The organism is Peribacillus sp. FSL R5-0717, from assembly GCF_038002945.1.
GTDB classification, from domain to species: Bacteria; Bacillota; Bacilli; order Bacillales; family DSM-1321; genus Peribacillus; species Peribacillus frigoritolerans.
In genome coordinates, this window is record NZ_JBBOOF010000001.1 from 2,014,186 (window position 1) to 2,026,220 (window position 12,035).

9 protein-coding genes, 1 tRNA gene, 1 rRNA gene and 1 pseudogene are annotated in these 12,035 nt (G+C 43.0%); 7 read left to right on the forward strand and 5 right to left on the reverse strand.

The genetic code is table 11. From position 1 onward, the window contains the following. Positions 1–161: 161 nt before the first annotated feature. Positions 162–1,712 (reverse strand): 16S ribosomal RNA (locus NYE65_RS09845). A gap of 434 nt (positions 1,713–2,146) precedes the next feature. On the opposite strand from NYE65_RS09845, the gene NYE65_RS09850 reads away from it, so the two are divergent. After that, the gene (locus NYE65_RS09850; protein ID WP_034310479.1) at positions 2,147–2,332 is read left to right on the forward strand and encodes a hypothetical protein; all 186 of its coding nucleotides are present in this window, start codon (positions 2,147–2,149) and stop codon (positions 2,330–2,332) included. Positions 2,333–2,364: 32 nt separating this feature from the next. Here NYE65_RS09850 and NYE65_RS09855 read toward each other — a convergent pair whose 3' ends face one another. Continuing rightward, positions 2,365–3,264 (reverse strand): DMT family transporter, encoded by a 900-nt coding sequence (locus NYE65_RS09855; protein WP_412762716.1) that lies wholly within the window; start codon positions 3,262–3,264, stop codon positions 2,365–2,367. Between the two features lie 150 nt (positions 3,265–3,414). Here NYE65_RS09855 and NYE65_RS09860 point away from each other — a divergent pair, with 150 nt between their 5' ends. From NYE65_RS09860 to NYE65_RS09870, 3 genes are all read left to right on the forward strand, one after another. Then, complete coding sequence (locus tag NYE65_RS09860) at positions 3,415–4,122, forward strand: MgtC/SapB family protein (RefSeq protein WP_057277968.1); 708 nt, start codon at positions 3,415–3,417, stop codon at positions 4,120–4,122. Positions 4,123–4,644: 522 nt separating this feature from the next. Next, positions 4,645–5,661, forward strand: a complete 1,017-nt coding sequence (locus NYE65_RS09865) for a YncE family protein (RefSeq protein WP_340860816.1) — start codon at positions 4,645–4,647, stop codon at positions 5,659–5,661. 267 nt (positions 5,662–5,928) lie between these two features. Then, positions 5,929–6,001, forward strand: a tRNA-Ala gene (locus NYE65_RS09870). 262 nt (positions 6,002–6,263) lie between these two features. Here NYE65_RS09870 and NYE65_RS09875 read toward each other — a convergent pair. Both NYE65_RS09875 and NYE65_RS09880 read right to left on the reverse strand, forming a co-directional pair. Next, entirely contained in the window at positions 6,264–7,457 is a 1,194-nt protein-coding gene (locus NYE65_RS09875) for an aminotransferase-like domain-containing protein (protein ID WP_340860818.1), read from the reverse strand. Between the two features lie 320 nt (positions 7,458–7,777). Continuing rightward, positions 7,778–8,173 (reverse strand): annotated as a pseudogene (locus NYE65_RS09880) (VOC family protein). 236 nt (positions 8,174–8,409) lie between these two features. On the opposite strand from NYE65_RS09880, the gene NYE65_RS09885 reads away from it, so the two are divergent. Then, positions 8,410–8,640 (forward strand): helix-turn-helix domain-containing protein, encoded by a 231-nt coding sequence (locus NYE65_RS09885; RefSeq protein ID WP_053536661.1) that lies wholly within the window; start codon positions 8,410–8,412, stop codon positions 8,638–8,640. Positions 8,641–8,960: 320 nt separating this feature from the next. Here NYE65_RS09885 and NYE65_RS09890 read toward each other — a convergent pair whose 3' ends face one another. Continuing rightward, positions 8,961–9,125 carry a hypothetical protein gene (locus NYE65_RS09890; RefSeq protein WP_340860821.1) on the reverse strand — a complete coding sequence of 55 codons (165 nt, stop codon included), beginning with the start codon at positions 9,123–9,125 and terminating at the stop codon, positions 8,961–8,963. Between the two features lie 387 nt (positions 9,126–9,512). On the opposite strand from NYE65_RS09890, the gene NYE65_RS09895 reads away from it, so the two are divergent. Both NYE65_RS09895 and pruA read left to right on the forward strand, forming a co-directional pair. Further along, positions 9,513–10,430 carry a proline dehydrogenase family protein gene (locus NYE65_RS09895; RefSeq protein ID WP_034310470.1) on the forward strand — a complete coding sequence of 306 codons (918 nt, stop codon included), beginning with the start codon at positions 9,513–9,515 and terminating at the stop codon, positions 10,428–10,430. 57 nt (positions 10,431–10,487) lie between these two features. Further along, positions 10,488–12,029 carry an L-glutamate gamma-semialdehyde dehydrogenase gene (gene pruA / locus NYE65_RS09900; RefSeq protein ID WP_101223545.1) on the forward strand — a complete coding sequence of 514 codons (1,542 nt, stop codon included), beginning with the start codon at positions 10,488–10,490 and terminating at the stop codon, positions 12,027–12,029. Positions 12,030–12,035: the final 6 nt, after the last annotated feature.

The window sequence follows — 12,035 nt, forward strand, 5'->3', positions numbered from 1 at the left end:
TACAGATGCTTTGAAAAAAATTAATTGCCTTCTATCTATTATCTAGTTTTCAAGGAACAAAGCAGAAAGAATCCATCACATCGTGATGTTCGTCTTCCTATTTGAATGAATTACTCATTCAAAACTGAACAAAACAAAAGCGCTCTCGTAATTATCCTTAGAAAGGAGGTGATCCAGCCGCACCTTCCGATACGGCTACCTTGTTACGACTTCACCCCAATCATCTGTCCCACCTTAGGCGGCTGGCTCCATGAAGGTTACCTCACCGACTTCGGGTGTTACAAACTCTCGTGGTGTGACGGGCGGTGTGTACAAGGCCCGGGAACGTATTCACCGCGGCATGCTGATCCGCGATTACTAGCGATTCCGGCTTCATGCAGGCGAGTTGCAGCCTGCAATCCGAACTGAGAATGGCTTTATGGGATTCGCTTACCTTCGCAGGTTTGCAGCCCTTTGTACCATCCATTGTAGCACGTGTGTAGCCCAGGTCATAAGGGGCATGATGATTTGACGTCATCCCCACCTTCCTCCGGTTTGTCACCGGCAGTCACCTTAGAGTGCCCAACTGAATGCTGGCAACTAAGATCAAGGGTTGCGCTCGTTGCGGGACTTAACCCAACATCTCACGACACGAGCTGACGACAACCATGCACCACCTGTCACTCTGTCCCCCGAAGGGGAAAGCCCTATCTCTAGGGTTGTCAGAGGATGTCAAGACCTGGTAAGGTTCTTCGCGTTGCTTCGAATTAAACCACATGCTCCACCGCTTGTGCGGGCCCCCGTCAATTCCTTTGAGTTTCAGCCTTGCGGCCGTACTCCCCAGGCGGAGTGCTTAATGCGTTAGCTGCAGCACTAAAGGGCGGAAACCCTCTAACACTTAGCACTCATCGTTTACGGCGTGGACTACCAGGGTATCTAATCCTGTTTGCTCCCCACGCTTTCGCGCCTCAGTGTCAGTTACAGACCAGAAAGTCGCCTTCGCCACTGGTGTTCCTCCAAATCTCTACGCATTTCACCGCTACACTTGGAATTCCACTTTCCTCTTCTGCACTCAAGTTCCCCAGTTTCCAATGACCCTCCACGGTTGAGCCGTGGGCTTTCACATCAGACTTAAGGAACCACCTGCGCGCGCTTTACGCCCAATAATTCCGGACAACGCTTGCCACCTACGTATTACCGCGGCTGCTGGCACGTAGTTAGCCGTGGCTTTCTGGTTAGGTACCGTCAAGGTACCAGCAGTTACTCTGGTACTTGTTCTTCCCTAACAACAGAACTTTACGACCCGAAGGCCTTCTTCGTTCACGCGGCGTTGCTCCGTCAGACTTTCGTCCATTGCGGAAGATTCCCTACTGCTGCCTCCCGTAGGAGTCTGGGCCGTGTCTCAGTCCCAGTGTGGCCGATCACCCTCTCAGGTCGGCTACGCATCGTCGCCTTGGTGAGCCATTACCTCACCAACTAGCTAATGCGCCGCGGGCCCATCTATAAGTGACAGCGTAAACCGTCTTTCCATCTTCTCTCATGCGAGAAAAGAACGTATCCGGTATTAGCTCCGGTTTCCCGAAGTTATCCCAGTCTTATAGGCAGGTTGCCCACGTGTTACTCACCCGTCCGCCGCTAATCTCAGGGAGCAAGCTCCCATCGATTCGCTCGACTTGCATGTATTAGGCACGCCGCCAGCGTTCGTCCTGAGCCAGGATCAAACTCTCCGAAGAAATGTTTGACTTGCTCATTTGCTTTTTTGATAGTGTGTGCTCACTTAAAATTTAACGTTGGCGCTTTGTTTTGTTCAGTTTTCAAAGAGCAATTTCGATGTCGTTTCTCTCAGAAGCGACCTCTATAATGTAACACATTCTGTCACGTTTCGTCAACAACTTTTTTAAAATCTTTTTTAACAACTTGTTAGCTGTTTAAGTTGCTGTCTTAGCGACAAGAAATAATATACCATGTACTAAAAATGTTTGCAATACGTTTTTTAAAACTTTTTTCAAAAAAAACATTTTCACCTATTTCCTTCTATATATTCTTTACATCATCACACCCCTCCCCTACATCCGGGCCATGCCCATGTTTTATGAATAAACGAAGCATATTTCCAAAGAAACACAAATAGTCATATATAGATATCTTTTTTCCATGAGGTGAAGCAATGAATCTGCCATTAATCGGATTACTCATTTCCTACAGTATGGCCCTTTACTTATTCAGTACCGCTTTTTATGAAGCCATCAAGTTCAGCAGAGAAAAAGGCAAGGTGAACGGTACGACGTTTTTATTCAGCTTTACTTTCGCTTTGATTTTCACACGGATCACCTATTTGTTTCACCCATATTAGATAAAAGCAGTAAGTCGGGAGACTTACTGCTTTTATACGGAGACTTGCGCCTCTTTATGTTCCTTGCTTTTCTTTTCATCCTTTAAGAACATCATCAAACCACCCAATATGATGGTACCTCCAAGGACCTGCGTCCAGAGTATCGGTTCATCTAATATGAAGTAAGCCAGAATTGTCGCTCCCACCGGTTCAAGCAATATTCCCATCGAAAGCGTCGATGTGCTTAACCATTTTAGTGACCAATTGAATAAAGAATGTCCTAATAAAGTCGGGAAAATGGCAAGCAAAACGAAATAGATCCAATCGGAAGCAGGATAAGGCGCCAATGCCTCTCCCTTGAAGATCACATAAAAAAACAAGGCGACGGCGCTGATTGCATACACGACAAATGTATATGTTATAGAAGAGATGCGTTTTCGGACATTTTGACCAAACAGTAAATATCCGGTTACGAGCGCACATGCGACAAGCGAAAGAATATCTCCCCAAAGCGCCATGCCGCTGATTCTCAAATCACCCCAGCTAATTACAAGGCTGCCTGCTATCGCAATGATGCCGCTCAATATTGCCTTCACTGAAAATCTTTCTTTAAAAAACAGGTGGGCTCCGGCAAAAGCGAATAAAGGCTGGAGGGTTACAAGGACGGTTGAACTTGCGACCGATGTGTAATTAAGCGATTCAAACCATAAGATAAAATGAAAAGCCAAAAACACTCCTGCCGCAATCGAATACAGCCAATCCTTTTTTTCAATGAATTTAAGTTCATGACGGTATTTCACCACGAAAACCGGCAACATAAGAAGGACGGTAAATAATAAACGGTAAAAGGCGATAACACCCGATGGAGCGGTCGCCAATTTAACAAGGATGGCTGAAAACGATACGGATGCCACACCGATTGCCAACGCTACATAGGGATTCACTTTTGGCATTTGCACTTAGATTCCTCCTTTCAACGGAATTACGTTACATAGAACTCTATTCTACTATGTTAAAATTATTAGGGTAGTTTTTTTGAAAAACGGGTATATGGCAACAGACGATTTTATTCTTCGATAATAATTCGGAAGTGGTGAAACAAAATGGAATGGACATTCGACCCTCAATCGGAACTGCAAATCCTAATCAAATTGGGGATTTCAGCTCTACTTGGACTAATTATCGGCCTAGAGCGAGAAATGAAACGAAAACCCGTTGGATTAAAAACAAGCCTGGTCATTTCAATTGTCAGCTGTTTATTAACGATCGTTTCCATGGAATCCGCTTATAAATTCCCGGGTAGCGAAGACGTTAATATCACAATGGACCCCTTGCGTCTTGCGGCCCAGATCGTTTCCGGCGTCGGTTTTATAGGTGCTGGCGTCATTCTCCGGCGTGACAACAACAGCATATCCGGTTTAACGACAGCCGCCATCATCTGGGGAGCGGCGGGAATCGGGATTGCCGTTGGAGCTGGTTTTTTCCTCGAGGCCATAGCCGGCGTCATCTTATTGATCATTAGTGTGGAATTGGTGCCTGCAATCGTCACCTGGCTCGGACCGATGAAGTTACGGCAAAAAGAAATCTTTCTGCAGCTGGTCGTACAAAATAAAGATGACATTGCAATCGTACTGAAAAAAATCAAAGACGAAAAAATATTCATCAAGAATCTCAGAATCAAAGATGTGGCAAATGACAACCACCTTTTGACCCTTAAAGTTCTGGTCGATCACAAAGTCAGAACATCGGAAGTGTATTACACCGTCTCCAATCTTAAGGAAATTGCACGGGTGGAGATCGAAAATGTATAAAATTAAAGGCCGTTTGACTGCACTCAAACATTTCATAAAAGGGGTTGGGAATTAAACATTCCGAACCCCTTTTGAAATTCTCCTTAACTTTCCTCCATACCTATACGAGTCCACTCCGTTAAACATTTTCCCCCCTTGGCAAGTCCAGTTGGACATCAATGAATGGCTAAGTCTTACCTGCCTAAACCAATCGAAAACTTCCACAATCCTCAATTTTTATCTCCAGCATCAGAATCTAACACCTATATATGGACATTTACTATCATCCATCGGTCAGAGAGGAAGTCTAGTGTTACGTGACTTCACTGTGGCCTAATCCATTATTCATCTAAGGGTCCACTCTATACATTTATTATAATTACAAAATGACCAAACCGATATCCTGCTCTATTCGTTTATATATAGTGAAAGGACGAAATCCGGCTTGACTTATACATTTTAAAGGAAGGTGGTCAGGACAACCAGCAGGATATTGACAGGGATATAAACCATTATCAAGAAAATAATTTCCCGAGGTGAGTGATGTTTAAAAAAATGAAGGTAAAAAGTATATGGATACCCTTACTATTTGTGTTTTTCATACCAAATGTAATAGGTGCTTCTTCTATTAAAAGTAAAAGCCCAGAGTTGGCAACAGGCTTTGACACCCACATCACCAACAATTCCCTTGCCGTAAGTCCGGATGAACAAATAGCGATTGTCTCGGATAGCCGTGAACAATCCATCCTGGTCTATGATCTTACCAAAGGCAAGTTGCGTAAAAAGATCGACGGCTTCGCTTCACCGAGAAACATCGTGTTTATTGATGGCGGCTCAGAGTTCATCGTCTCTGACAGTACTCTCGGTACGATTCGTTTTTACAGCTTAAAAAACTTCACCTTGAAAGATGAAGTTGTCGTTGGTCCAGGTGCATTCGGTACCGCTGTCAGTCCGGATGGCAAGACATTGTATGTGAACAATCAAGCACACAATTCCGTCACGATTGTGGATCTGGAAAAACGAAAACCGATTGACGTCATTACCGGTTTCGCCCAACCAAGGCAAGGCATTAAAGTCTCTTCGGACGGAAAATATATCTTTGTCACGAACTTTCAAGGAGATAAAGTGTCTATCGTTAATGCCGCCACCAAAAAAATCATTCGTGAAATAACAGGGTTCTCCAATATTCGCGGAATCTCGATTACCGCTGATGGAGGAACATTATATGCAGCCAACAGCGGACGCAACAGCATTTCCGCAGTGGATACGCTAGATGGTAATATAAAGGGTGAAATCAAAGTGGGACGCGAGCCATATGGCGCCGCTCTATCTCCTGATGATAAACTCCTTTTCGCAAGCAACAAAGCTGATCATACGATTGACGTTATCAATGTCGCTGATCACCGCGTAGTTAAGACAATCGGGGGGTTCAAAGAACCAAGGCAAGCAATCGTCTTTAGCCAGGATGGGGATCAGGCTTATGTATTAAACCGGGATCTCTCCATTGCACGTGTTGATGTTAAAACATACACCATCACGGATATAATTCAGGATAAGTAAAAAAATATAAGCTTTAAATACTAGAATCTGATGAAGCACGTGATAAATGAAAATGAACCCAGAGATGGATTAACATGAAATCTTTTGCGGCAGGTCTTTTACATCCAATCGTATAAACAAAAAATCTGTAGCTACGTGATTCATCGCGTCTCTAGTCTGATCCGTTTGACTATCCTCAAACGGATTTTTTATCATTTTTGTAAAAACCTCATATTTTATATTGACTTTTCACCAAAATCCGATAAAATAATTATTGTACCTCAATTCGGGGCATTAGCTCAGCTGGGAGAGCGCTACGCTGGCAGCGTAGAGGTCAGCGGTTCGATCCCGCTATGCTCCATTTCCGAAAACCCTTGATATATCAAGGGTTTTTTCTTTTTGTCAATTTGTCCACCACTCCCCCCTAATATCTCCTTCAAGCATTGCGATAAAATTTTCATGCTTTTTTTAATGTAATGTATGGACCATTTCCTCTCTCATGGTCGGAAGAACTTATTTTCGCTTCTTAATTCAGATATAAAGAATAAAAAAACCTACCCCTTTAAGGAAGTAGGCGTACAAATACAGCAAAATAACTTATAGATTACAAAACTAACAATCCTTCAGGACAAACTAGATGCGATAAGCTGTCCTAGTCTTCGTATACCCTCGATCATTTCTTTCTCATTGGCATAACTGAACGAGAGCCGGAGAAACTCGGTTCCATCGTTTTGATCCAAGAAAAAATATTTCCCTGGAACATATGAAACACCCTCAGCCAGAGCCTGTGATAATAACTGCGATGTGTCCACCCCTGGAATTCTCACCCATACAAAGTAACCGCCATCTGGTACATACCAGGAAACGGATTCTGGAAGGAATTGTTCCATCGAACGGATTAACGCAGTGCATTTAGAACGATACGTATCTTTTAGAAGGTCGAGCCGTTTCTCAAAATCGGTGTTTTCTAAGTATACAGCCATTGAACTTTGAGCAAACGGATGGTCTAAATCTTTTTTAAACCACTCAAAAGCCTTGATGAATTCACTTTCTCCCGCTATCCATCCAATCCGCATTCCTGGCGCAACAACCTTGGATAATGACCCGACTTGCAGGACTCGCCCGCATTTATCAATAGATTTTATCGGGACCGGATTTTCATCGAAGGATAATTCCCCGTATGCATCATCCTCCAGAATGAGGAAATCATACTCGATGGAAAGCTCCACTAAATGCTTCCGGCGCTCAATCGTCATAGTCGTTCCAGTTGGATTTTGAAAAGTTGGGATTGTATATAAAAAACGCGGGAGGGTTTGACCTGTGCGTTTTCTTTCATCCAGCATTTCCTTTAAACGGTATGTTTGGAGTCCCTGTTCATCTATAGGTATACTAATGATCCGTTTCGTATAGTTTTGAAAAATCTCCAAAGCCTCCATGTAGGTGGGCGACTCTACCGCTACAACCGCTTCATCATCAAGAAGAACGCGGGCAATAAGATCAATCCCCTGGCAAGCTCCTGATGTAATCAAAAGCTGTTCTTCCAAAACGCAAATTCCACGCTCTGCCAACCTTTTCTGGATTTGCTGCTTTAGTCTTGGAATTCGTGGACTTCCGAGATAATGGAGCGGCAAATCCTGCTCCTCATCAAGAAGTCTGGCTACAGCTTCCTTGAGCTCCTCAGCAGGAACGAGAGCAGGATCAGGATAGCCTGAACTCAAGCGAATACAACCATTTGGCAGATCTGGCATCCATGCACCGGGCGGATCATTCTTAAGTGCCTCTTTAATGTTCTCGGAAAAAAAAGATTCAACATTCACCTCAACCAAACACCTTTCCTTCAATTAAATCTTGATTGATTCTCGCAATCTTTAAAGTTAGCTGCTTATTTCAAGATACAAATTATTACTTTTAAACGCTCTTCGGATGAGAGACTACAATCCCTCTCTTTATAATAATCCCGAGTCCGTCTTACACGTAAAAAATTAAAGAAAGGCAGATCGTCCGCCTTTCTTCACTTTGTTTTCAACTCATTCCATTTCTTTACCATACGTTTCGGTGCCGCACGTAAATAGCCTTCTTAATCAAGCATGGCTTCCGTATCTCGTGATTCCATGTTTTAATTCACCCATTATCCACCCTATTTTGCATTCACATCGGGTTGATGAATTCCAAAAGTATTGCCTTCGGGATCGATATAGTATCCTTGCCAAGCCATTCCGGGCAGGGCAAATTTGGGCATTGCGAGCTTGCCGCCATTCTCAATAATTTTAGCTTCCGTTAAATCGTAATTTTCCACGCCAATGGTACACGCAAATGCATTTAACGCTTGGTGTGTTTCCGGCGGAGCACTTTGACGCTGCATCAAAGCACCATCGATACCATGTTCATTCTCATTGCCAGTTACCGCTCCAAAGTATGGCATCCCTGCATAATCACTCCAGTCTTGAAATGACCACCCGAACACCTCTCCATAAAACGCCTTTGCCCGTTACATGTCATTCACATGAATTTCGAAATGAACTATTCTTCCCATGGTTTCCCCCTAAGGTACATATGAATTAACCATTCACTTGCATTATCCAGTCTGTGTTCGCTGCCTATCTATTATTATAATTTAAATGGAAATAAATTCAAAGAAATAGAAGCTTCATCATACAACCAACCCGGGAACACTTTTCAATTTTGTATCCCAAACATTTGCGAAACTATGTGTATATTTTTGTGAAAGCTGGACGAGACTGCTAGTAAATCATTCTAGGAGGTTATCAAATGTTTAGATTCGGGAAGAGAAAGCCGCGAAGCAAGGTCGGTAAATTAATCGATAAGCACGGATATACCCAAGAGGAGTTCGTAAGTGCGTCAGGAATCTCACGCAATACGATAAGCAGAGTTTGCAGCGATCCCAAGTATGTGCCGTCTGCCGGGGTTTTAAAGAAAATCATGAAGGCGGTTCGAAGTTTAGATACAGGCGCAAAGGCAGATGACTACTTTGATTTGTAAACAAAAAGGCCCTGGCTTATGGCCGGGCCTAAATGTATTATTCAATTCTTGTTCATACTCTCCTATCCATGCTCCCAAATCCAAGCTTTCCTTTCGGAAATAACCTTCATTCCAACGGCCCCAGCTTTTCAATATTCAGATAAGATTCAACGACCTTGAATTAAAATCCCCCACTTCCATTAAGAGCGGGGGATTTTCTTCATTCTCGGCTGATATGTTTATATTGGGGTTCTTTGTCCCTTTTAGACAAACCCTGCAGGGATTTCTTTAACAAGGGCTAGTTATTGATTAGGGACAAAAGGTTATGTATTCCGCTTGAGCTATTTCCGGCCGAACATTTTCTTTATGAACTGAACCACAGGTGAAACGATGGATTCATGTACATTCGTAAGGGCATAACCGATCAGACCCATAATTACCAGGGCCATTATTAATCCTACTATCAATCCCGATGTTTCTCTAAGTTCTTCAAGAACAGCATCCATTCATTATCCTCCCCGGCTTGCCGATGTACTTATTTTTACGGTTTTTCACCGATTTTACGTCTGAACGCTCCATTTATCGTATTTTCTTCGAACATTGACCAATTCTGTTAAATATGGTCCATTATAACGCATTGGATGATTATGGTCGAGCTGCCACTTTTAAACGCATTCATAGAAGTCCTAATCAATAATAAAGGCTTTACCTCTAGCGTTTCTCTTTAAGTCAAAAGATAAACCTTCGTTCATCAGCAGAAATGTAAACCTTTTCATTTGTCCAAAACCGACAAAGAAATGACAGAATTATTGTTTTTTGAGAACATTGAGAATATTGTCGAAAAACCTTAAGCTTAATTTAAGAAATACATCTTCTTAGGGGGTGCGCTTTATATGGAAGCCATTACAAGGGACTTTTTCTTATTTTTATCTAAGAATAACCTGCTTAATAATATTGCTAAAAAAAGCGGAGGAAATTTTGCTGCTGGAAAGATCATTGGGGGAACTGATTTCCAAAGTTCCATTAAATTCATTAAACAACTTAATAATAGCGGCTTGTCGGTTACAGTCGACCATCTTGGGGAATTCGTTGATTCCAAGGAAGTGACTCTGGAACGGACGGCAGAATGCATCGAAACCATCGAAATGATCAGCAGGGAAAAACTTGATTCACAGGTTTCTCTGAAAATGACTTCTTTAGGACTTGATATCGATCATAAACTAGTGATTGAGAATATGACGAAAATTCTTGATACAGCCGAAAAACATAAAGTCATGGTCACGATCGATATGGAAGATGAAGTTCGCTGTCAGGCAACAATCGATATCTTTAGACAGTTCAAAGAAAAATACAGCTGCATAAGCACTGTTCTACAAGCATATTTATTCCGCACAGAGAAAGATTTGGAGGACCTTGGCCAATATAAGCCATTCCTGCGTCTCGTAAAGGGTGCCTACAAGGAATCTCCAGAGGTGGCTTTTCCCGAGAAGAATGATGTGGACGAAAACTATAAAAAGTTGATTAAGCAAAGTCTTCTTAACGGAAATTATACGGCCATTGCCTCACATGATGACAAAATCATCGAATATACAAAAGAGCTGGCCAAGAAATATGACATCCCAAATACACAATTCGAATTCCAAATGCTTTATGGCATGAGGAACAAGACTCAATACGAATTGGTCAAGCAAGGTTACAAAATGCGCGTTTATGTACCATACGGTCTGGATTGGTATGGATACTTCATGAGAAGGCTTGCAGAAAGGCCATCCAATATTGCCTTTGCCTTCAAAGGGATGGTCAGAAGCTAAATATACTTTCAACATTATTAATTGCTACAAAAAATCTATTAAAAGGTGTGATTATCAATGATTTCATATAAACACGAACCATTTGTTGATTTTACAAACGAGGAAAACAAAAAAGCATATCAGGAAGCGCTTCAAACTGTCGAGGGCTACTTAGGGCAAGACTACCCTCTTTATATCGGGGCAGAGCAAGTGACGACTGACGAGAAAATCGTTTCATATAACCCTGCAGATAAGCAAGAGGTCATCGGCCGCGTATCGAAAGCGAATAGGGATCTTGCTGAAAAAGCCATGCAGGAAGCTGTTACCGCTTTTGAAAGCTGGAAAAAAGTGAAGCCGGAAATCCGCGCTGACGTTTTATTCAAAGCGGCTGCCATCATTCGCAGACGCAAGCATGAATTCTCTGCATTATTGACGAAAGAAGCGGGAAAACCTTGGAATGAGGCTGATGCTGATACAGCGGAAGCAATCGATTTCCTTGAATTCTATGCTCGCCAAATGCTGACTCTAAAAGATGGTGTGCCTGTTCAAAGCCGTCCGGGAGAATTCAACCGCTATGATTACATTCCATTAGGGGTTGGCATCATCATTTCTCCTTGGAACTTCCCATTTGCGATCATGGCAGGTACAGCTGTTGCCGCTATCGTTACCGGTAACACAATCCTGTTGAAACCAGCTTCTACTACTCCTATCGTTGCTGCGAAATTCGTTGAAGTGATGCTTGAAGCAGGCCTTCCAGCAGGTGTGTTGAATTTCGTTCCAGGAAGCGGAGCAGAGGTCGGCGACTACCTGGTCGATCATCCTAAAACACGTTTCATCTCCTTCACAGGTTCACGTGATGTAGGTCTGCGCATTTACAAACGTGCTTCAGAAGTGAACGAAGGCCAAATTTGGCTGAAGCGTGTCATCGCTGAAATGGGCGGAAAAGATACAATCGTCGTCGACAAAGAGGCAGATCTTGAATTGGCTGCTCAATCGATCGTTAAATCTGCATTTGGTTTCTCTGGACAAAAATGTTCTGCTTGTTCCCGTGCTGTCATCGTTGAAGATGTATATGATCAAGTATTAGCTCGTGCTGTTGAATTAACAAAACAACTTACAGTTGGTAATCCTGTAGAAAATCACTTCATGGGACCGGTTATCGACCAAGCGGCTTTTGACAAAATCATGAGCTACATTGAAATCGGGAACCAAGAAGGACGCATTCTGACAGGCGGAGAAGGAGATAGCTCTAAAGGCTACTTCGTTCAACCGACAATCGTTGCCGATGTCGATCCGCAAGCCCGCTTGATGCAAGAAGAGATCTTCGGACCAGTCGTTGCCTTCACAAAAGCCAAGGACTTTAACGAAGCACTTGAGATTGCCAATAACACTGAATATGGTTTGACTGGGGCTGTCATTACGACAAATCGCCTTAACATGGAAAAAGCACGCGAAGAATTCCATGTGGGGAACTTGTATTTCAACCGCGGCTGTACTGGTGCAATCGTAGGTTATCAGCCATTCGGCGGGTTCAACATGTCAGGAACTGATTCCAAGGCAGGCGGACCGGACTACTTGCAGCTTCATATGCAAGCAAAAACAACATCTGAAACATTCTGATAATGT

Excerpts from the sequence above, each read along its gene's own strand:
- NYE65_RS09850 (WP_034310479.1), top strand. The coding sequence starts at position 2,147 with ATGAATCTGCCATTAATCGGATTACTCATTTCCTACAGTATGGCCCTT.
- NYE65_RS09855 (WP_412762716.1), bottom strand. The coding sequence starts at position 3,264 with ATGCCAAAAGTGAATCCCTATGTAGCGTTGGCAATCGGTGTGGCATCC.
- NYE65_RS09860 (WP_057277968.1), top strand. The coding sequence starts at position 3,415 with ATGGAATGGACATTCGACCCTCAATCGGAACTGCAAATCCTAATCAAA.
- NYE65_RS09865 (WP_340860816.1), top strand. The coding sequence starts at position 4,645 with ATGTTTAAAAAAATGAAGGTAAAAAGTATATGGATACCCTTACTATTT.
- NYE65_RS09885 (WP_053536661.1), top strand. The coding sequence starts at position 8,410 with ATGTTTAGATTCGGGAAGAGAAAGCCGCGAAGCAAGGTCGGTAAATTA.
- NYE65_RS09890 (WP_340860821.1), bottom strand. The coding sequence starts at position 9,125 with ATGGATGCTGTTCTTGAAGAACTTAGAGAAACATCGGGATTGATAGTA.
- NYE65_RS09895 (WP_034310470.1), top strand. The coding sequence starts at position 9,513 with ATGGAAGCCATTACAAGGGACTTTTTCTTATTTTTATCTAAGAATAAC.
- pruA (WP_101223545.1), top strand. The coding sequence starts at position 10,488 with ATGATTTCATATAAACACGAACCATTTGTTGATTTTACAAACGAGGAA.